The sequence below is a fragment of the Mesorhizobium sp. DxT genome (assembly GCF_058448885.1).
The window spans coordinates 17936-37223 of record NZ_JBZFLJ010000014.1 but is presented as its reverse complement, the minus strand read 5'-3'; the positions used below and the strand labels follow the sequence as shown (position 1 = coordinate 37223).

Annotated in this window: 20 protein-coding genes and 1 tRNA gene; 11 read left to right on the top strand and 10 right to left on the bottom strand. The window is 62.6% G+C overall.

The features are described from left to right. Window positions 1-123: 123 nt before the first annotated feature. From plsX to ACVJNE_RS21790, 6 genes are all read left to right on the top strand, one after another. Window positions 124-1188 carry a phosphate acyltransferase PlsX gene (plsX, locus tag ACVJNE_RS21815; RefSeq protein WP_173190804.1) on the top strand — a complete coding sequence of 355 codons (1065 nt, stop codon included), beginning with the start codon at window positions 124-126 and terminating at the stop codon, window positions 1186-1188. An 11-nt stretch (window positions 1189-1199) separates the two neighbouring features. After that, complete coding sequence (locus ACVJNE_RS21810; protein ID WP_499568885.1) at window positions 1200-2171, top strand: beta-ketoacyl-ACP synthase III; 972 nt, start codon at window positions 1200-1202, stop codon at window positions 2169-2171. 128 nt (window positions 2172-2299) lie between these two features. Further along, the gene (locus ACVJNE_RS21805; RefSeq protein WP_421929708.1) at window positions 2300-2623 is read left to right on the top strand and encodes an integration host factor subunit alpha; all 324 of its coding nucleotides are present in this window, start codon (window positions 2300-2302) and stop codon (window positions 2621-2623) included. Between the two features lie 124 nt (window positions 2624-2747). Further along, window positions 2748-3293, top strand: coding sequence for a MerR family transcriptional regulator (locus tag ACVJNE_RS21800; protein WP_173190800.1), 546 nt, complete (start codon window positions 2748-2750; stop codon window positions 3291-3293). A 249-nt stretch (window positions 3294-3542) separates the two neighbouring features. Next, complete coding sequence (locus ACVJNE_RS21795; RefSeq protein ID WP_499568884.1) at window positions 3543-4202, top strand: class I SAM-dependent methyltransferase; 660 nt, start codon at window positions 3543-3545, stop codon at window positions 4200-4202. Window position 4203: 1 nt separating this feature from the next. Further along, window positions 4204-5109 carry an LbetaH domain-containing protein gene (locus ACVJNE_RS21790; protein WP_499568883.1) on the top strand — a complete coding sequence of 302 codons (906 nt, stop codon included), beginning with the start codon at window positions 4204-4206 and terminating at the stop codon, window positions 5107-5109. Between the two features lie 24 nt (window positions 5110-5133). On the opposite strand, the gene ACVJNE_RS21785 is transcribed toward ACVJNE_RS21790, so the two are convergent. Next, window positions 5134-5808 carry an SGNH/GDSL hydrolase family protein gene (locus tag ACVJNE_RS21785; RefSeq protein ID WP_499568882.1) on the bottom strand — a complete coding sequence of 225 codons (675 nt, stop codon included), beginning with the start codon at window positions 5806-5808 and terminating at the stop codon, window positions 5134-5136. 133 nt (window positions 5809-5941) lie between these two features. On the opposite strand from ACVJNE_RS21785, the gene ACVJNE_RS21780 reads away from it, so the two are divergent. Then, window positions 5942-8677 (top strand): glycosyltransferase family protein, encoded by a 2736-nt coding sequence (locus ACVJNE_RS21780; RefSeq protein WP_499568881.1) that lies wholly within the window; start codon window positions 5942-5944, stop codon window positions 8675-8677. A 50-nt stretch (window positions 8678-8727) separates the two neighbouring features. Then, on the top strand, window positions 8728-9771 hold the full coding sequence (locus ACVJNE_RS21775; protein WP_499568880.1) for a glycosyltransferase family protein: 1044 nt from the start codon (window positions 8728-8730) through the stop codon (window positions 9769-9771). A gap of 74 nt (window positions 9772-9845) precedes the next feature. On the opposite strand, the gene ACVJNE_RS21770 is transcribed toward ACVJNE_RS21775, so the two are convergent. From ACVJNE_RS21770 to ACVJNE_RS21760, 3 genes are all read right to left on the bottom strand, one after another. Further along, window positions 9846-9922 (bottom strand) — tRNA-Pro (locus tag ACVJNE_RS21770). A 110-nt stretch (window positions 9923-10032) separates the two neighbouring features. Continuing rightward, window positions 10033-10290 carry a hypothetical protein gene (locus tag ACVJNE_RS21765; protein ID WP_444725423.1) on the bottom strand — a complete coding sequence of 86 codons (258 nt, stop codon included), beginning with the start codon at window positions 10288-10290 and terminating at the stop codon, window positions 10033-10035. Between the two features lie 171 nt (window positions 10291-10461). Continuing rightward, complete coding sequence (locus ACVJNE_RS21760) at window positions 10462-11373, bottom strand: glycosyltransferase family 2 protein (protein ID WP_499568879.1); 912 nt, start codon at window positions 11371-11373, stop codon at window positions 10462-10464. A gap of 54 nt (window positions 11374-11427) precedes the next feature. Between ACVJNE_RS21760 and ACVJNE_RS21755 the strand changes: the two genes are divergently transcribed. After that, the gene (locus ACVJNE_RS21755) at window positions 11428-12654 is read left to right on the top strand and encodes a glycosyltransferase (RefSeq protein WP_499568878.1); all 1227 of its coding nucleotides are present in this window, start codon (window positions 11428-11430) and stop codon (window positions 12652-12654) included. A gap of 6 nt (window positions 12655-12660) precedes the next feature. On the opposite strand, the gene ACVJNE_RS21750 is transcribed toward ACVJNE_RS21755, so the two are convergent. Together ACVJNE_RS21750 and ACVJNE_RS21745 are read right to left on the bottom strand one after the other, a co-directional pair. Next, a complete protein-coding gene (locus tag ACVJNE_RS21750; RefSeq protein WP_499568877.1) occupies window positions 12661-13212 on the bottom strand; it encodes a YceD family protein in 552 nt (183 codons plus the stop codon). Further along, on the bottom strand, window positions 13209-13763 hold the full coding sequence (locus ACVJNE_RS21745) for a ubiquinol-cytochrome C chaperone family protein (RefSeq protein WP_499568876.1): 555 nt from the start codon (window positions 13761-13763) through the stop codon (window positions 13209-13211). The genes ACVJNE_RS21750 and ACVJNE_RS21745 overlap by 4 nt, the downstream gene beginning before the upstream one ends. Before the next feature lie 108 nt (window positions 13764-13871). On the opposite strand from ACVJNE_RS21745, the gene ACVJNE_RS21740 reads away from it, so the two are divergent. Next, a complete protein-coding gene (locus ACVJNE_RS21740) occupies window positions 13872-14381 on the top strand; it encodes an outer membrane protein assembly factor BamE (protein ID WP_499568875.1) in 510 nt (169 codons plus the stop codon). Between the two features lie 79 nt (window positions 14382-14460). Here ACVJNE_RS21740 and ACVJNE_RS21735 read toward each other — a convergent pair whose 3' ends face one another. Then, window positions 14461-16599, bottom strand: coding sequence for a sodium-translocating pyrophosphatase (locus tag ACVJNE_RS21735; RefSeq protein ID WP_499568874.1), 2139 nt, complete (start codon window positions 16597-16599; stop codon window positions 14461-14463). A gap of 171 nt (window positions 16600-16770) precedes the next feature. After that, on the bottom strand, window positions 16771-17265 hold the full coding sequence (locus ACVJNE_RS21730; RefSeq protein ID WP_499568873.1) for a DUF2165 family protein: 495 nt from the start codon (window positions 17263-17265) through the stop codon (window positions 16771-16773). Window positions 17266-17335: 70 nt separating this feature from the next. Here ACVJNE_RS21730 and ACVJNE_RS21725 point away from each other — a divergent pair, with 70 nt between their 5' ends. After that, complete coding sequence (locus ACVJNE_RS21725; protein WP_499568872.1) at window positions 17336-17572, top strand: hypothetical protein; 237 nt, start codon at window positions 17336-17338, stop codon at window positions 17570-17572. On the opposite strand, the gene ACVJNE_RS21720 is transcribed toward ACVJNE_RS21725, so the two are convergent. Together ACVJNE_RS21720 and nusB are read right to left on the bottom strand one after the other, a co-directional pair. Further along, complete coding sequence (locus ACVJNE_RS21720) at window positions 17573-18787, bottom strand: MFS transporter (protein WP_499568871.1); 1215 nt, start codon at window positions 18785-18787, stop codon at window positions 17573-17575. Then, on the bottom strand, window positions 18784-19287 hold the full coding sequence (gene nusB, locus ACVJNE_RS21715) for a transcription antitermination factor NusB (RefSeq protein ID WP_444725415.1): 504 nt from the start codon (window positions 19285-19287) through the stop codon (window positions 18784-18786). The genes ACVJNE_RS21720 and nusB overlap by 4 nt, the downstream gene beginning before the upstream one ends. Window position 19288 lies beyond the last annotated feature (1 nt).

Genomic DNA, 19288 nt, shown 5'->3' with positions numbered 1-19288 from the left:
GGTCCGCATGTGGCCTGTCCACAGGCCTGCCCGCTTGAATCCGGTTGTGCGGCTGCGCAAAAACGCTATTTTCGCCGAAACTTTCCAGCCTCCCTTTCCGGGACCAGAAGAAACGATTGCCGATTGATACGCATCGCCATTGACGCAATGGGTGGAGACCACGGGCCAGAGGTCGTCATCCCCGGCCTGGACAAGGTGGCCGAACGCCGCCCCGACGTGCGCTTCCTGATCTTCGGGCGCGACGACCTCGTCCGGCCATTGCTCGCAAAATTCCCCCGCGTTGCCGGTGTCAGCGAGTTCACGCATTGCGAGATCGCCGTGCGCATGGACGACAAGCCAAGCCAGGCCCTACGCCAGGGCCGCTGGAAGTCGTCCATGTGGAAGGCAATCGAGGCGGTCAAGAACGACGATGCCGATGTCTGCGTTTCCGCGGGCAATACAGGCGCGTTGATGGCAATGTCCAAATTCTGCCTGCGCACCATGGTGTCGATCGAACGCCCTGCCATTGCGGCGATCTGGCCAACCGTGCGCGGTGAAAGCGTGGTGCTCGATGTCGGCGCGACGATCGGCGCCGATGCCCATCAGCTCATCGACTTTGCGATCCTCGGCTCTGCCATGGCGCGCGCCATATTCGCCATCGAGCGACCGTCCGTCGGTCTGCTCAATGTCGGCGTCGAAGAGATCAAGGGACAGGAAGAAGTCAAGGAAGCCGGACGCCTGCTGCGCGAATCCAACCTCAAGACCATGGACTACCACGGCTTTGTCGAAGGCGACGATATCGGCCTCGGCTCGGTCGACGTCGTCGTTACCGAGGGGTTCGCCGGCAATATTGCGCTGAAGACAGCCGAAGGCACGGCAAAACAGATCGGCGAATATCTGCGCGCGGCGATGAGTCGGACGCTTATGTCGAAGATCGGCTACGTGTTCGCGCGCGACGCGTTCAACCGACTGCGTGAGAAGATGGATGTTCGCAAGATCAATGGCGGCGTCTTCCTGGGCCTCAACGGCATTGTGGTGAAAAGCCACGGCGGGACCGACGACGAAGGCTTCGCGGCGGCGGTGGAACTCGGCTATGACATGGGGCGCAGTCGCCTCATCGACGGGATTCGCCGCGAGTTGGAATCTTTCCACGGCCGGATGCCGGAAAAACGGGGCGCGGCGCAGGACGATTCCGCCAGCGAAGAATAGGGCAAGCAGGAATGATCAGATCCGTAGTGCGCGGCGTGGGGACCGCCCTGCCGCGCCGCATCATGAAGAATGCGGAATTCGAAACCCTCGTCGACACCTCCGACGAGTGGATTGTCCAGCGCACCGGCATCACCCAGCGCCATATCGCGGCCGAAGATGAAACGACTGCATCGCTGGGCGAAGCAGCCGCGCGCGCCGCGCTGGCCAATGCCGGCCTGACGCCCGATGACATCGACCTGATCATTCTGGCGACGTCGACGCCCAACAACACGTTTCCGGCCACTTCCGTCGAAATCCAGGAACGGCTGGGCATGAGCCACGGCTTCGCGTTCGACATGCAGGCGGTCTGTAGCGGTTTTGTCTATGCGGTGACTGCCGCGGATGCGCATATCCGCGCCGGCATGGCGCGGCGCGTTCTTGTGATCGGGTCTGAGACGTTCTCCCGCCTCCTTGACTGGACCGATCGCACGACCTGCGTCCTGTTCGGCGATGGCGCCGGTGCAATGGTGCTGGAGACGGTCGAGAGCGCAGGCGCCCTCACGGATCGAGGCATCATCGCATCGAGCCTGCGCTCGGACGGCAGCCACCGCGAAAAGCTCTACGTCGATGGCGGGCCGTCCACCACGCAGACGGTCGGGCACCTGCGCATGGAAGGGCGGGAAGTCTTCAAGCATGCCGTCGGCATGATTACCGATGTGGTGGAAGACGCGCTCTCCCGTGGCGGCGTCAGCGCCGACGATCTCGACTGGTTCGTGCCGCACCAGGCCAACAAGCGCATCATCGACGCCTCCGCAAAAAAGCTCGGCATCGCAGAGGACAAGGTCGTCATCACCGTTCACCTGCACGGCAACACGTCGGCGGCCTCGGTTCCGCTGGCGCTGGGTGCAGCCGTGGCTGACGGCCGCATCAAGCAGGGCGATCTCGTCTTGCTCGAAGCCATGGGCGGCGGCTTCACCTGGGGTGCGGTTTTGCTGCGCTGGTAAACCGCGCGTCAACCAAACCGGCAAGTCGATGGGGTTTGCGGGTAGAGTCCTTGACCTCGCTGGACCAATTCCTTAACGTCTCGAAATATTGCGGATTTTCAGTTATTTCGACACGGTTGGACAGCCCAATGGGGGGAAAGACACTTACGCGCGCTGACCTGGCGGAGGCCGTTTACCGCAAGGTGGGGCTGTCGCGCACGGAATCCGCTCAACTTGTCGAAATGGTGCTGGACGAAATCTGCGAAGCGATTGTGCGCGGCGAAACCGTGAAGCTTTCCTCGTTTGCCACCTTCCACGTCCGCGGCAAGAACGAACGTGTCGGCCGCAACCCGAAGACCGGCGAGGAAGTGCCCATTCTTCCGCGCCGCGTGATGACCTTCAAGGCTTCGAACGTGCTCAAGCAGCGTATCCTGCGCTCGCACCAGACCGCCAAGGCAAAGCGGGAAAAGTAGCCCGGTCACATTGTCCGGATCCGTGCACGACAAAACTTGCGCATAGAGAATGCACGCCGCTTGAAAACCAGTGGCCAAACCGCTGCAATGGCGCTCGAATCGCAGCATGGGAGCCCGTACTGCCATGGACAAGAGCCCCGACGCCTTCCGCACCATCAGCGAGGTCGCAGAACTGCTGGACCTGCCGCAGCACGTCCTGCGCTTCTGGGAGACGCGCTTCACGCAGATCAAGCCGATGAAGCGCGGCGGTGGACGACGCTACTACCGCCCCCAGGACGTCGACCTGATCAAGGGCATCCGCCACATGCTCTACGACCAGGGCTACACGATCAAGGGCGTGCAGAAATTGCTGCGAGACAATGGCAACCAGTTTCTCGTTGCGATCGGCAATGGTGACCTTGCCGCCGTCGAGGTCATCGCCCAGCGCAAGCAGGCAGCCCTGGAAGCGGAAGAGCAACAATCCGCGGCGCGGCCGCGCAACGATGACGAGATGCTCGTCGGGCAGCCGAAAGCGAAACCCGGCCGGCGCTTCTTCGGCCTCGGCAAGGGCGAAGACGAGGGTTCAGCGTCAGGCGAGGAAGGGCGTCTATCACGCGACAACCGGGCGCTGCTTCAGGAGGCGCTTTTCGACCTGCTGGAATGTAAGAGGCTTCTGGACCAAGTGCGCTAGGCATCGTCACCTGGGAGCCGGCGCCCGGGGCGCGTTGGGGGGCTCTGCGCCGCCGGGGTCCGTCTCATCGCAGTGGCTTCCGTAACGGAAGCCGCAATAATAGAACCCAACAAGATTAACGGTCAGTAAACCGCAGAGCCTGGCGCTGGTTGCTGCTATGCTTGATTTCGCCGACATTGTTTGCGACAGAGCGCTTCTGCTGACCTTGCCGCGGCAAGGCAGGCAGCGACAACTGCAGGAGAGACACGCTTGAAGGTCGTTGGCCCGACGCGGCAAAAGATGCTCAGGGACGCTGAAGAAAAGCGTCGTGCCTTTGGGGAAAGCGTGCGTTCGCTAAAGCAGGGAAAGATCCAGTATCTCGACCGCACCCGCGAACTGCCCCAGAAGCTGATCGACTCCTGCCGTCTGATCCAGAATCGCCTGGAAATGGTGAAGTTGCTCCCGGCCAACGCCGTCGTGGCGGAAATCGGCACCGATGAAGGCAACTTTGCCCGCTACCTTCTCGATACCTGCACGCCCAAAGAGATGCACATATTCGAGATAGACGTCTCCCGCATCAAGCCCGAGAACCTGGAACAAGGTATGTCTAGTGGGATCGTGACGGTTCACGAGGGCGATTCCTCCGCATTGATCGGCGGTATGCCGGACGGCTATTTCGATTGGATCTATATCGACGGCGATCACCTCTACGAAGGTGTCAAACGCGACATTCTGGCTGCTGCTCCGAAGGTTCGGGACGGCGGCTTCCTGGTCTTCAACGACTACGCAACCTGGTCGCCGAGTTCCATGAGCCATTGCGGCGTCGCGCGGGCGGTCAACGAATTCTGCATCGATAACGATTGGGAACTCGTCTACCTCGCCTTCCAGACGATGATGTATAACGACGTCGCGATCCGACGCAGGCGCTGACATGAGTGCGGCCAAAACGGTTCGCCTGAGCGATTTCGCCTCGGAGATCGGGTACGAAATTGTTCGTGACGCATCCTTTCGCCATGTCGCGAAGATCGCCACGCGCCTCGACTCGATGGTAGTGCCGCTGACGGATGCGGCCTTCGTCGAGGAGTTGGGGCGATCAGGCCGGTTTGCCGCAGTCATCACGAGCAAGGCTTTCGCCGATCTGGTGCCGCCGAATCTCGGCCTTGCCCTGTCGGACACGCCCGGCGAGGCGCATGCCGCGCTCCACGCCCGCATCTGCGCAATACCCGGCCTGTTGTGGGAAAGCTTCGAAACAGAGATCGGACCGGGCTGCAGCATTGCCGAGACGGCCATTATCCCGCCTCGCGACGTGCGCATCGGTGCCGGCTGCGTCATCGCACATGGCGTAGTAATTCATCCTCGCTCGATCATCGGGGACAATGTCGGAGTTCGCGAGCGCTGTGTGGTCGGCTCCGCCGCCTACGAGATCGTCAGGATCGGCGGGCGGCAGGTTCTGCGGCCGCAGGCAGGCGGCGTCACGCTTGGCGACGGCGTCGAACTTCTGCCGGGCGTTTCGATTTCCCGTACGGCGTTCGGTGGCTTCACCTCGATAGGCGAAGCGACGGTGATCGATCACAACGTAGTCGTCTCGCACGACACGGAGGTTGGCGAAAACACGCGGATCGGCGGCCAGGGATGGATAGGCGGGCGAGTGCGCATCGGCAACCACGTGGTGATCGGGCCGCAGGTAACGATCACGAATGGTCTGACACTCGGGGATCGCTGCCACGTCTCGCTTGGATCCGTCGTTACGCATGACGTGCCGCCGGGCCAGCGCGTGAGTGGCAACTTCGCGATTGCCCACGATCGCTTTATTGAAGCGCTGCGCAAGGTACGCTGAGGCTGACCGCTATTCCGGCTGTCGTTAGCCTTCTTCCTTAAGCTCGGACAGCGTATCCGAAATCGCCTCGGCAACCGGGCGCGCGAGTACGTCATAGCCGTCGTTGGTGAAATGCACGTTGCGTGGAAGCTGGATTTCGTGGAGCCGTGCAAGCGAAAAGGTATAAAGGTCGACGACAGGAATCCCCCGTTGGTCCATGAGGCGTTGCGCAGCCGCGTTGTAGCGAACGATGTCCTTGTTGCGACGATAGGGCTGTGTGCGATCGGTCTGCCATCGCGTTGCCGTGTGCTTTTCGCATTCAGACGTGACGGGCGTCGAACTTACCCAGATCAGCCGACGTGCCTGCGCCTGCATCATGTCGATCATGGCGCCAAGCCTGGCTAGATAAAGCCCCATCGAGATACGTGGTTCGCCGCGCAATATCAGCACGTCGTGGAGGCCGAAATTGAAGACGATGAGGTCCCATTTGGCCGTGCCGAGCCAACCTTCCAGCAAACCGATGCTCTTGGCCGTACCTTCGGCATTGGCAGGAACCCTGTGGAGGTTTGCCCGTCCCGCAAGCAACGCGCGTACAGGTATCGTGTATCCGACAGAGATCGAATCACCGACCAGAAGCACCCGCGGCAGAGTGGCATCATCCTCGACCGGCGCAAATGCCGGATGGGTCCGCAGATATTGCTCTTCTTCTTCCGGGGTCATCTGAAACTCCACTGACGGGTGGCGACTTCGCGCATGGGCCGACATGGTGTCAACTGTAGCGGTGTCGCACGTTGCCTCGGGCAAGATGATCGCCTAAGGGGAAAGCCTTGTGCCCGAGGAGTTGGCCGAAAGCATGAAAGCATCGACACAAGCAGGCGCGGTCACCTTTGTCCTGGATCCCCCGGTTGGAATTTCACGCGCGTCAAGCTGGACTTACGCGTGCAGATGTATTCCAGACAATGGCCGTCTCGCGATCACGGGTCATATCGACATCCAGGGCGAGGGCGAGCCGAACGACCTCGTCCTTAAAGTCCGCCTGAAGCTCGCCTCCGGTGAAGACTTCAAGGGCGAAGCCGAGGGGCTCAACTGGTCCGAAAGAGCCGGTCCGTATTTCTATCCTCTCAAATTTATCCAGCGTGGTGCCTTCAAGCGCGAGATCAAGGTCGACGGTCCGGTCGATTCGGTCGAAGTCGAGCTTGTACTATGGAAGACGGGTACGGTCGCGCAGTACTCGCTGACGCGCTTTGGCGTCGAGCCGGCTAGCCTGCCCGACGAATCAACTTTTCGCTGGGCTGTAGAGCAACTGTTTCCTGTTCCACCACCGGACGGGACAAAAGCGCTGATGATCGGTGCACCAAGGAGCGAAAGCCAGGCTGCAACGCTGGCCGAACTTTTCCCGCCTGCGGGCCGACTGTGGAAAAGAAGCAGTCGGATCGATCGGGTCGAAAATCTCTCGTCGTCCGCCCTGCCCACAATCGGCGACTACGCCTTGATCACGGCAGCTCCGGATCAGGACGAATGGGATTGGCCACTCCTCAATAGTGGAGCTCTGAACGACCTGCTGATCGAAGACGGCAGGCTCCTCATCGCGATGCCTCTGACGGTGACGGGACAGAACGAGGCTTGGGAGAAACGTTTCATCGAGCGCTTCGGCTCGGACCGGCCGGGATTCAACGATCTCCAGCACGGTCTGGCATTGACGCCATTTCGACTACTTGCGGCGGCTCCCATCGCCGGCTCGGTGGACAAGGGCCCGCGAAATATGTGGCTGGCGTTGGGCCGCAATGCCGCTTTCCCGGCAGCAAGGAAGGCGATGCCGGAACTGACTGACATGATTCTTGGCGGCGACTGGGTGCGCGCGGCGGAAACCATTGAACATGCAGATCGCTCGTCCGCGGAGTTCTTGACCGCGTCGGCTTGGCTGAGGCCACTCGTCTCCAACTTGGCTACCAATTCACTCAGGCTGGAAAAGGCGGGAGAGCGGGAGGCTTCGGCGATGCTGCGGCTTGCCATGCATCGTCTGGAGCCTGCAGTCGAACGTTACGCCTACGAGGCGATGGCACATCTGCGCGTTGCAGGGAAGTTCGAGCTCGCCCGCAAGATCGTTGCGGAAGGCCGCCAATCGATGCCGGATTCGCTTGCGGTGCGCCTCCAGGACGCGCTTCTCTGCGCCGCCGATGGCCAACCGGACCGCGCGATCGAAATGCTGTGGCGAGAAGTTCAGGGGCTGACCGCCGTCACCCCTTCCCTGCGACGCACGATCGCAGTCGTCCTCAGGGGCTACGCTCAGGAATGCCAGCGCGCCGGCATCCCGACCAGCCATCCTCAACCCCTTCTGCTTCCGGAGGTCGCGAACGCATACAACAGCGATCCGGAACGCTTCGCGGCGCGTTGGCACGCTATGCCGTTTGCGCAGAAGCTTGAAGAGGATGCGCAAGCACGCAGAGCGACCCGCAAGCCAGCCGCATCGACAATACCGGCCGACAGACCTCTACGTATGCTGGTGCTGACCTCCGACAACTGGCAGTTTCTCGTTAACCTGCTAGACCGTGTCGATACCCACGACACCGGCTTTGAGGTTCGAACCTTCGACTTTGCCTTTCTGGAACAGCATTGGTCCAAGGAGCATCTCCACGAGCTCTTCGCGCCCATAAGCATGGGCCTGAAACAGGAAAAGGTCTGGAAGCGGGCGATCGCCGACGACACCACGCTAGGAGAACTTGTCGACTGGTGCGACGTGGTCCTTTGCGAATGGGCGGGCACTCACGCGATCTGGCTGTCGCGGTTCCTGCCGGCGGACAAGAGGCTGGTGGTGCGCCTGCACAGCTTCGAGGCGTTCTCGCAGTGGCCGTTCTTCATCGACTTTGGCGGCATCGACGGCATGATCTTCGTGGCCGACCACATTCGCCGCTTCACCGATCTTCAATATCGCCTCGGCGGCCACGATCTGGCGACTACCGTCCTGCCTAATTTCATTCCGCTCGAGAATTTCGCCCGACCCAAGGGGTCGCAGGCGGCGCGTACGCTCGCCATGGTCGGCTATGCCAATCTGAACAAGCACCCGCTGATGGCGGCCGAGATATTGGCGGGTCTGCGCAAGGACGATCCGCAGTGGAAGCTTCGGCTCTACGGGCACCCATGGTCGCCGGAAACGCTCAACGAAACCGAGCGTGCCTATTACGACCGCTTCTGGGCCTTCGTTCGGGAGGCAAAGCTCGAAACCGCTATCGAGGTGATGCCCTACACGACGGATGTCGCCACGGCGCTCCAGGATGTCGGCTTCATCGTCTCGTGCAGTTGGCGCGAGGGAACACACGAGGCCGTCCTGGAAGGCATGGCGACGGGCTGCGTGCCCGTGCTGCGGCGGTGGCCCATGGTGAAGCAGTACGGCGCACCTGAATCCGGCTATCCCGGGATCCCGTGTTTCGATACCGTCGACGAGGCCGTTGCGATCGTGAAGGCATCGGCCGAGCCCGAGACGTTCGCGAAGGCGTCCCGCGAGGCCGCGGCATACGCCATGGCGCGATTCGACATTGAGGCGGTGTTCCCGAAATTCCAGGACTTCATACGGCAGGTTGCGTCCAGATAAGGCTTTCTAGTGCCGACGCCGAAGAACGGAACAAGCGAAAGAGAAGACGCGTGCGCAAGAGACTGAAGATATTCGCGCTCCACACGACGCGCAGGACGTTGCCGGCAACCGGTGGCGATATGATCAACGAAGCGCGCTTCCTGACCGCCCTCTCCCGCTTCGCCGACGTCTACTACAACGGCCAGCTCTTCCAGCCCGGCGTTCCCGGCTACGGGCTGGAGGACAGGGAAATCGTCGTACCGCAAGGCGGTTACGACCTCTATTATGTACGCAACAATCCGGAGCTGTTCGTGCAGCTGCCGAGCCCCAAGATCGTGATGGCCTATCCTTACGTGGAAGATGTCTTCCGCGCCGCCGACGCCGTGGTGGTTACGACCGAAGCCTGGGAGCGCGGGCTCACCCCCTATTCCGACGAGAACATGTTCACCCGCCCGATGCGCGACTGGTATGGCGACGATGTCGTCGCGCCCAAGCGCGTCATCAATATCAAGCAGACCATCGATCCGTACTTTCTGGAGGAGCCGTCGCGCGCCCGGCTCATCGAGGCCCGTGCGAAGACCACCGGCGCCAAGGCCATCGGCTTCTTCGGCCGCATCGATTCGAACACCTTCCCCTACATGTTCGTGCGCGCCTACAAGCGGATCATCAAGGAACTGCCGCAGGTAAAATTCGTGGTCGGCGGCACGGTGCGCATTCCGCTGGACCCGACCATCGTCAAGACCACCCGCATCGCCTACGAAAAGATGCCCGCGATGGTTAAAGCCTGCGTGGCGACGGCAACCGACGAAGGCAACGACGCGGCCTTCCTCGGCTCTGGCAAGGTGCTCGACTCGATGGCGTGCGGCGTCCCGGTGATCGCCTACAAGACGCTGACGCGCACCGAGCAGCTTGGCGACTACTACCCGCTCTACTACGAGAGCGAGGAAGAGTGCTGCCAGCGCATCCGCGAAGTGATCCACGATCCCGACATCGTGGCGGAAGCGCGCCGCCAGATGGATATTCGCAAGCGGCACTTCCTGCCCGACGCACGCGCGGCGGCACTGCAGGCGACACTGGAGGAACTGGTGGAACTACGCGGCGCTGGCCTGCGCTAGAGCCGATTGAGATGTTGATGGCTTTGCTTGCGAGGGCGACCGGGTAGCAGCGGCATTCACCTCGGAGAGAATAATGGTCGGAGCGATAGGATTCGAACCTACGACCCCTTGACCCCCAGTCAAGTGCGCTACCGGGCTGCGCTACGCTCCGAACCGCGCAAAGCCCTATAGACTGGACGGTGGGCGTGCAAGCCTTATTTCACGCCCGAAGCGGAGAAGTGACAAAGAGCACCGAAAAGTCCGGCGCTTCGAAGCCCAGACTTACTGAAAGCGATGGCTATCGCTTGCGAGCGGCGTGCCTTTCAGAACACCGTTCTTTGGTTGATGCCGAACTCTCATCGTCCGGATTCGCACCTCATTGTTGACGCGCTCTACATTCCGGCGATTGAGAATTTCGATGGCGCGCTCTTCCCGCTCGTCCATGGACTCATCGGGACGATTGCCGCGCTTCAATTCCTCACGCAGCTCATCAATTTGTTCGGGCGTAAAGATACCGCCACACTTCATGCGACTGCCCATATGTATGCTTCCTCTCGGGGAGGTCGGGCGAAAGCACGATATTCGCTGACTGTCGTCAGCGCCCTTATCAATGGCTGACGATATGTAGATCATCGCATTGAAAGATGTTCTTAGCGAGATGGCGTGAAGCGGGCGCGTTCACAATTGATTACAGCGCCTCGGCGCGCCAGCCTACGACGTTTTGGGCCCCGATACGAAGCGTTGCGGGGTTTCAGTGTCAGTCTCCCACGCCGGCGACAGGTGCAGAGACAGGCGCGGTACGGCGAGCAGCGAACGGGCCCAGAAGAGCATCCCACGAAAGCGGCGTCCGGCAAAGTGATTGGCTGCGGCGCACTCAATGTCGAGATAGGCGCGCAGCCGTCTTAGCAATCGCCTGTCGGAGCTGGTCCGGCGCCACTTGTCCATGATGGCCCTAGCGGTCCGCTCCACTTTTTCAGGTGACTGGCTGCGGTGCCGCTCGATCGCCACCGCGATCAAAGGCAGGGTCCGCAGTGTGGCGCCCCGCAGCGAAAGCGATAGAAACCAGTCCAGGTCCTCGAAACGGTTCAGTTCCTCGTCCTGCCATATGCCGGTGTCGAGCACCGCCTTCCTGTTCATGACGATACAGGAGCCCGGCGAGAACCAGCATCCGGAGGCGAACTCGTCCGGCCGGCTCGCCGCGCGCGGCAGCCGAGTGCCGAGTGCCCTGCCCGACTTGTCCTGAACGACCCATCCGCACGCGAACACGGTCAACCCCTCGCCTGTCTGCGCGGATATGAGCTCCCATCGCTTTGCGAGCGACGACGGCATCAGATGGTCGTCACTGTCCAGGAACGAAATCCACTCCGACTTCGCCGCCCGCATGCCCGTATTGCGCGCGGCTGCCGCACCGCGATTCGTTTCGTGGCGCAGCACGGTCAACGGGACCGCCCCGGTGTCGCATCCGCTTACGTCGATTGGCGGTTCCGACCCATCGTCCACGACGATGATCTCGGCTGGCGGCGCGTCCTGGGTCACGACACTTCTCAGCGCACGCAAAAGCGCATCCTGCCTTCCATAGGCCGGAATTATGATCGAGATCGGTAGAGGCGGCGTGCCGGCCATCTTCGCTCCGCTGGCCGCAAGCCCTTGTCGCAGCCCCGCCGCGTGACATAAGGGATGCAGCGACGAAACGATAGGCCCTCCCTCCTGAACTTCGGCATCAAGGTGAAACCCATTCGCACGACCTTCATCTGCAACGATGGAGAGTATTTTCTCCGCCATCGGCGGCAGGTAGCCGATGTGCTTGCTGCTGCCGGCCACGACGTAACGGTGCTCGTCGGCGGGCCGCCGCTTTCCTCAGAGCGTCTGGGCCAATGGCGGCACGTCAACGTACCGGTCGACCGCTTCACCTTCCACCCGGTCTCCGATCTCCGGCTGTTCTTTGCCAGCCTGCGTGAGATCGCCGTCAACCGGCCCCGCTATGTTCAGCTCATCACCTTGAAGCCGGCGGTATTTTCCGGCCTCGCGTCGGTCGCGGCACGGCTCATCGGGCTCGGGCCTGAACGCATCGTCGTCACAATCCCCGGACTCGGGCGGCTGATGTCGCCAGGAAGCGAGCACAACGGCGCGGGTGCGGGTGCAACACGCAAGGTTGTCGGTGCGGTGATCCGTTTCTTGTCTCGGCGCAGAAACGTCTTTTTCACTTTCGAGACGCCGACCGACCGCGATCATTGGCTGTCTCTCGGCTACATCAGGCCCGAAACATCGATGGCCATCGCCGGCGCTGGCGTCGATCCCTCCCGCTTCCATCCGGGCGAAGCGCGGCAGAAGCGCGACGCCGTCCGCGTGCTGTTCGCCTCACGCCTGCTGCGCGCGAAGGGCCTCGACGCCTTTGTGGACGTGGCACGGCGCCTTTCGGGCACGGGAAAAGTGGAGTTCCTTGTCGCGGGCATGGTCGAACCGCACGACCCCGACGGCTATTCGCCCGCGCAGCTTGCCGCAGAGCCGTCTATCAGCTTTCTGGGCGAAAGCGGCGACATGCCCTCGCTCTTGCGCGACGTCGATCTTGTCTGCCTGCCTACGCGCTATGGCGAGGGTATTCCCCGCATTCTCATCGAGGCAGCGGCAAGCGGCCTGCCGAGTATAGCGAGCGACGTGCCCGGCTGCACCCATATCGTCGAGGACGGCGTCAGCGGTACCATCATTCCGGTGTCACCGCCGGCGGGCATGGCCGACCGGCTGGAAGCAGCGATCCGGCATTATCTCGATGATCCGGCGCTTTTGCGCAGCCACGGCTCAGCCGCCTATGCGCATTTCCGACAGGGCGAATTCACGGAAGATGCCGTCAACCGGCGCATCATCGAGCTGCTGACCGGCAGCCCGCTGGCCGCAGAGGCCGGCTGACGAGCCTCAAGGCTTCTTTTTCAGAGCCTGCAGCTTTTCATAAAGCGGTCCGCGCTTTTCATCTTCGGACCCGTCGGCGGCAGGCTCCACAGCCACCCCCGCCTTGCGCGGATAGGGATTGATGCCCAGCGCGAAAAATTCCTCGGCAAGCTGGCCGACATCGACCGTGTCGCCCGTAAACGGCTCGGGCGCATCGTCACCCTCTGCATCGAGCAGAATCTCGCCCTCCGCCGAGCGCCTGGGCACCATCAGCTTCGAGTTCTCCGGCAGGAACAGTGCCGAGACCTCCTCGTCCACGGTTTCGGCGACCGGGTCGAGCGTGACGATGCACGCCTGCACGATGTCGGCGCGAACATGGCCTGCAACCTTCACGCCACCCCTTTTCCAGCTATTGACCTCCAGCCTGGCCGTGAACCGCTCGACGGCGCTAAGGTCATGTGCAGCCGAGAGCGCGGCGCGCTGCTCCGCGTCGGCCTCGATCACGACCTCCATGCCCTTCTTGGGCAGGCGCGCAACGTTGACGGGGAATGAAACCGGGCTTTTCGTCTGGCCGTTCATGCCTTACCTGCTCCCTCCCCCGCATCTGGAAAGACGACCCGGCCTGCGAGCAGTTCGTCGTCCGGCTGCGTCGCAAGCAGCGCGGAGGACCGCTCGACATAGGTCGCGATATGCGCGGCTTCCGGCCAGGCCTCGCGCTCAGGCCCGATATTGCGGGCGAGTGCTGCCGTCAGGGCAACCGTGTCGCCCGCAGCCAGCGCCTCGCGATAGGCTTCCGCGCGGCCATAGAACATCTTGGCGAGCTTCTTCATGCGCTTGGGTACGCTGAGATCGCCTATCCCCAGTTCGCGCAGCGAATGCTCGACATCCTTGAAGAACTCGTCCGTCATGTCCTGCGCGACATCGCCGAGCGCCGTGGCGCTGCCCTTTGCCCTGTCGAGAAACAGAAACATGTGTACGCAAAGCATCTCGAATCGCCCGAGTGGCGTATCCGACACGCCCCATTCGGAATAGAAAGTCGGCTGCCGTGCGGATGCCACGATTTGGCCGTAGAGGGCATCGGTAATCACCTGATTGGGACGCCGACCGAGGCTCAGGATGGACTTGAACATGGCAAGGGCTTTCGAAACCGGTTTCGGTGGCGATGCGGTTGCATCGACGCGCAAGCTGGTTTACCGCTTTTGCCGCTCGGCGCAAGCCGCACAGGGGACAGGATTATCATGCAAATGAAGACGAAAACGCGGCTCTCGACGGCGGTCGCAACCCGGCCTGCATATGCCGCGCTCGTTGTTCTTGGCACATCGGTGCTGCTGGCGGGCTGCAGCACCGAAGGGGCGTTGTCGGCCAGTGAAACGCTGACGCATGGCTACGTGGTGGACCAGGAAACGCTGGAAATGGTGCCGGTGGGCTCCAGCCGCGAGCAGGTGCTGCTGGCGCTCGGCACGCCTTCCACCACCGCCACCTTCGACAACGAAGTGCTTTACTACATATCACAGACGCGCGTGCGCCCCGTTGCCTTCATGAACCCGCGTGTGACCGACCAGCGCGTGCTTGCCGTCTATCTCGGCGAGGACGGCCGTGTCAGCAATCTCGCCAATTATGGCCTGCAGGACGGCAAGGTCTTCGACTTCATCACGCGCACGACGCCGACCGGCGGTCGCGACCAGAGCTTCATCGCCCAGATGCTGACCGGCGTAGCGGGACGTCCTAGCTCCTTCCCTGTCAGGTAGTCGCCGCTTTCGAATTCCGGAAACGAAGAAGGCCGCGGGATCACTCCCGCGGCCTTCTTTTTGATCCCTGGCTGGCGCGTCAGTGCGCGAGAACGGCCAGAAGCAGAAGCGCCATGATGTTGGTGATCTTGATGGCGGGGTTTACCGCCGGACCGGCAGTGTCCTTGTAGGGATCGCCGACCGTATCACCGGTCACGGAAGCCTTGTGCGCCTCCGAACCCTTTAGGTGCTTGACGCCGTCCTTGTCCGTGAAGCCGTCCTCGAACGACTTCTTGGCGTTGTCCCATGCGCCGCCGCCCGAAGTCATCGAGATGGCGACGAACAGGCCGTTGACGATCACGCCGAGGAGCATTGCACCCAGCGCTGCAAACGCGGACGCTTTTGAGCCCGAGATCAGCAGCACGCCGAAATAGACGACGAGCGGCGCCAGAACCGGCAGCAGCGAGGGCAGGATCATCTCCCTGATCGCCGCCCGCGTCAGCAGGTCGACCGCACGGGCGTAGTTCGGCTTGGAAGTGCCAGCCATGATGCCGGGGTCCTCGCGGAACTGACGGCGCACCTCCTCCACGATCGAGCCCGCCGCACGACCCACCGCCGTCATGGCGATGCCGCCGAACAGGTAGGGAATGAGGCCGCCGAAGATCAGGCCCGCCACAACGTACGGGTTGGAGAGCGAGAACGAGACGTTCTCCATGCCCTGGAAGTAGGGGTATGTCTCGCTGTTGGCGATAAAGAACTCCAGGTCGTAGGAATAGGCCGCAAACAGCACCAGCGCGCCGAGACCGGCCGAACCGATCGCGTAGCCCTTGGTGACGGCCTTGGTCGTGTTGCCGACGGCGTCGAGCGCGTCGGTGGACTGGCGCACTTCCGGCGGCAGACCCGACATTTCGGCAATGCCGCCTGCGTTGTCGGTGACCGGGCCGAATGCGTCCAGCGCCACGATCATGCCGGCGAGGCCGAGCATGGTCGTCACGGCGATCGCCGTGCCGAACAGGCCGGCAAGCTGGAAGGTCGCGAGAATACCGCCGACGATGACGATCGCCGGCAGCGCCGTCGATTCCAGCGAAACGGCAAGACCCTGGATCACGTTGGTGCCGTGACCTGTCACGGATGCCTGAGCGATTGAATTGACGGGACGCTTGTCTGTGCCGGTGTAGTATTCGGTAATCACGACGATCAGGCCGGTGACCACCAAGCCGATTACGCCGCAGGCGAACAGTGCCGAACCGGTGATGTCCATCCCGGCGACCGTGCCGATCGAACCCCAGCCGATGGTCAGCGAAGTCGCGGCGCCCACGCCGACGATGGTCAGCAGGCCGGTGACGATGAGGCCCTTGTACAGCGCGCCCATGATCGAGCCATTGGCGCCGAGCTTGACGAAGAAAGTGCCGATGATCGACGTAATGATGCAGGCCGCACAGATGGCGAGCGGATAGATCATGACCGAGCCGAGCACGTCCGTGCCGGCGAAGAAGATCGCGCCGAGAACCATGGTGGCGACGACGGTCACCGCATAGGTCTCGAAAAGGTCGGCCGCCATGCCGGCGCAGTCGCCGACATTGTCGCCCACGTTGTCGGCGATCGTAGCCGGGTTGCGCGGGTCATCCTCGGGAATGCCTGCCTCCACCTTGCCGACGAGATCGCCGCCGACATCAGCACCCTTGGTGAAGATGCCGCCGCCGAGACGCGCGAAGATCGAGATCAGCGACGCACCGAAGCCGAGCGCGACCAGCGCATCGATCACCGCACGGTCCGCCGGCGAATAGCCCATGGGACCGATCAGGACCCAGTAGTAGACCGCGACGCCCAGCAGCGCGAGGCCGGCCACCAGCATGCCGGTGATGGCGCCTGCCTTGAAGGCGACGTCGAGGCCGGCTGCGAGGCTGTTCGACGCTGCCTGCGCGGTGCGCACATTGGCGCGTACGGACACGTGCATGCCGATATACCCGGCGGCGCCCGAGAGCACGGCGCCGATCAGGAAGCCGACGGCCGCCGCACCCGAAAGCAAAAGCCAGGCGAGCACGAAGACGACGACGCCGACAATGGCGATGGTTGTGTACTGGCGGTTCAGATAGGCCTGCGCTCCCTCCCGGATCGCGCCTGCAATTTCCTGCATGCGTGCATTGCCCTGATCGGCCGCAAGGACCGACTGTGTCGCCCAGAATGCATAGACGACAGACAGGACGCCGCAGAGAATGACGACATAAAGTATGGTCATTTCACGGATTTCCTCGATTGCGGTCCGAAAGACCCCTCCCCGGACCAGTTAGAAACAGGGTGGAAGCCGAGCGGCCTTCACCCTTCCGCAGCAGCTTGCGAAACGGTCCGGCGAACGTCAAGGTTCAGTTGATGTTTTGTCCCGCCTTTCAGCGGTTCCGGCCCTTGCGGCCTAAGCCAGCTCACCGTCGGGCTGGTTGACGTAGATCAGCACGGCGAGGATGGTGACGTAGAACTTGAAGGCCGCGTCCTGCCCGTTCCAGGTGCTCGACTGCCACATGGCGAACCATTCGCCGCCTATGACCATGAAACCCAGGAACCAGACCAGGAACCCCATCGTGGCGGCCAGGGCCACGCCACCCTTGGCGCCGTTGAATTGCGCGGCGGTACCGCTGCGCGCGCTCCACAGACGCCATGCAGCCACCAGAAACAGGATGCAGGTAATCGCCTCCCCGGCGATGATCAGCCAGTAGCCGGCCGTCCAGAGCGCACGATTGGTGATCGCCCGATACATCAGTGCATTGCCGGGAAAGGTCGTGTCCATGCTCAATACGTGCTGTACGAACGCGTAGTTCGAGCCGTAGTCGGTTATGTTGCCGAAAGCGACGAGAAAGCAGAACGCCGCAAGGCACAGGCACATGACGATCTTGGAAAGGCGCATGGTCATGACGAAACCTCCATCTGATTCCCGCAAACATACTCCCACAAATCCGCGAAGCGGTATCGCGGGCGGCGACATGCATGTGGGTATCCGGCTGACAGCGTCGGCTGAACGTTATGCCAGGCACCATGCGCTGACGGAGGTATTAGAAGCAGCCAATCCGGGACCAATGGCGGCGGTTGGCGACATCCTGTCGCTAAAGACCGGAGGATGCGTCCACGAGTTCGCCGTGGCGCAGCGCCGCTGGAAGATCGACGGCGAAACGCTTCGGCTGGAGCTCACGATCGACCATCCCGCCTTCGGGCGCAGATGATCAGGAGGATACGACGGCCGTGTTGCGACGAAGCACGACCAGCGCTCCCAGGCCTGCAAGGCACAGCACCACAACCGGGAAGATCACCCAGTTGAGCATGTCCCAGCCCCATTCGTTGTAGACCACACCGGAGAGGAACGAGGCGAGCGCGACCGAGCCGAACAGCACGAAATCGTGGAAGCCCTGTACCTTACCCTTCTCCGAGGGACGATAGGCATCTGCCACCATCGCGGTCGCGCCGATAAAAGCGAAGTTCCAGCCGAGGCCGAGCAGGATCAGCGCCGTCCAGAACTGCCACAAATCGATGCCGGACAAGCCGACCAGCGCGCAGCCGACCAGAAGCAGAAGGCCGACGCCCACCATGGTCTCGCGGCCGAAGCGTGAGATCAGCCTGCCGGTGATGAAGCTCGGTCCGAACATCGCCATCACGTGCCACGAGATGCCGAGCGCGGCTTCGTCGGGCGAGAAACCGCAGCCGACCATGGCGAGCGGCGCGCCGGTCATCACGAAGCTCATGAGCGCGTAGGAGCCGACGGCACAGAGCAGGCCGATGGCGAAGAGCGGCTGGCGGAGAATCTCGCCGAGCGGCCGGGCGGTTTCTTCCGCGCCGGATACGTGCGACGAGCCGGCCTGGCGCGCCGGCAGGAAAGCGAGGATCATCGCGCCGACTGCCGCCAAGCCAATGATGGCGGCAAACGAGCCTGCAAACATCACTGGAGCGAGCATTTCGCGCGTGAAGATCACCACCTGCGGTCCCAGTATGGCCGTGATGATGCCCCCTGCGAGCACGAACGAGATCGCCCTCGCCTTGAAGGCCGGCGGTGCGTTGTCGGCAGCGGCAAAGCGGAACTGCTGCACGAAGGCGCCGCCGAAGCCGAGCACAAGCAAGCCGAAGCTGAACAGCAGGAACGAGGCCTGAAAAAGCCCGAGCGTCGCCACGGCCCCGCCCGCGGCGGTGATGCCGGTGCCGGTCATGAAGCCGGCGCGCTGGCCAACCTTCTTGATGATGCCTGCTGCAGGAATCGCGCCCACGGCCACGCCAACCGTGAACGCGGTGACGGGAATGGTCGCCAGCGACTTGTCGGCATCGAGCAGATAGTAGCCGGCGAGCCCGCCGACGGAGAAGGAGATGGGCGCTGCGGAACCGACGATCGCCTGCGAGGCAGCGAGGACGATCGCCGTGCGCCGCGCCTGCGATTCGCCGGGCATGCTCATGCGGGATCCCTGCCCTTGCCTTCGCCGCGCACACGCCGCGATACGCGATCGAGCACGGCGTTCACCAACTTGGGCTCGTCGTCCTCGTAGAACGCCTTGGCGATGTCGACATATTCGGAAACGATCACGGCGACAGGCACGTCGCTGCGCTGCATCAGCTCGTAGACGCCGGCGCGCAGGATCGCGCGTAGCGTCGAATCGAGCCGCGAGAGAGGCCAGTCGTCCGTCAGTGCCTGACGAATGATCGGGTCGACGTTCTTCTGGTTCTCAACCACGCCCGAAAGGATTGCGCGGAACCACTGCGCGTCAGCCTCGCGATATTGCGCGCCGTCCACCTCCTTGCCGAGGCGGAACTGCTCATATTCCGCGGTGATCTCCAGAATGCCGCTGCCGGCGACATCCATCTGGTAGAGTGCCTGCACGGCGGCAAGGCGCGCAGCGCCACGCTTGTTGGCCTGGCGCGGTCCTGCCGCTTTGCCCGCTGGGGATTTCTCCGACACG

Bases quoted from the DNA above. Each gene is read 5' to 3' on its own strand.
- ACVJNE_RS21810 (WP_499568885.1), top strand. From the start codon at position 1,200: ATGATCAGATCCGTAGTGCGCGGCGTGGGGACCGCCCTGCCGCGCCGC.
- ACVJNE_RS21805 (WP_421929708.1), top strand. From the start codon at position 2,300: ATGGGGGGAAAGACACTTACGCGCGCTGACCTGGCGGAGGCCGTTTAC.
- ACVJNE_RS21800 (WP_173190800.1), top strand. From the start codon at position 2,748: ATGGACAAGAGCCCCGACGCCTTCCGCACCATCAGCGAGGTCGCAGAA.
- ACVJNE_RS21790 (WP_499568883.1), top strand. From the start codon at position 4,204: ATGAGTGCGGCCAAAACGGTTCGCCTGAGCGATTTCGCCTCGGAGATC.
- ACVJNE_RS21785 (WP_499568882.1), bottom strand. From the start codon at position 5,808: ATGACCCCGGAAGAAGAAGAGCAATATCTGCGGACCCATCCGGCATTT.
- ACVJNE_RS21780 (WP_499568881.1), top strand. From the start codon at position 5,942: ATGAAAGCATCGACACAAGCAGGCGCGGTCACCTTTGTCCTGGATCCC.
- ACVJNE_RS21765 (WP_444725423.1), bottom strand. From the start codon at position 10,290: ATGGGCAGTCGCATGAAGTGTGGCGGTATCTTTACGCCCGAACAAATT.
- ACVJNE_RS21760 (WP_499568879.1), bottom strand. From the start codon at position 11,373: ATGGCCGGCACGCCGCCTCTACCGATCTCGATCATAATTCCGGCCTAT.
- ACVJNE_RS21755 (WP_499568878.1), top strand. From the start codon at position 11,428: ATGCAGCGACGAAACGATAGGCCCTCCCTCCTGAACTTCGGCATCAAG.
- ACVJNE_RS21750 (WP_499568877.1), bottom strand. From the start codon at position 13,212: ATGAACGGCCAGACGAAAAGCCCGGTTTCATTCCCCGTCAACGTTGCG.
- ACVJNE_RS21745 (WP_499568876.1), bottom strand. From the start codon at position 13,763: ATGTTCAAGTCCATCCTGAGCCTCGGTCGGCGTCCCAATCAGGTGATT.
- ACVJNE_RS21740 (WP_499568875.1), top strand. From the start codon at position 13,872: ATGCAAATGAAGACGAAAACGCGGCTCTCGACGGCGGTCGCAACCCGG.
- ACVJNE_RS21735 (WP_499568874.1), bottom strand. From the start codon at position 16,599: ATGACCATACTTTATGTCGTCATTCTCTGCGGCGTCCTGTCTGTCGTC.
- ACVJNE_RS21730 (WP_499568873.1), bottom strand. From the start codon at position 17,265: ATGACCATGCGCCTTTCCAAGATCGTCATGTGCCTGTGCCTTGCGGCG.
- ACVJNE_RS21725 (WP_499568872.1), top strand. From the start codon at position 17,336: ATGCATGTGGGTATCCGGCTGACAGCGTCGGCTGAACGTTATGCCAGG.
- ACVJNE_RS21720 (WP_499568871.1), bottom strand. From the start codon at position 18,787: ATGAGCATGCCCGGCGAATCGCAGGCGCGGCGCACGGCGATCGTCCTC.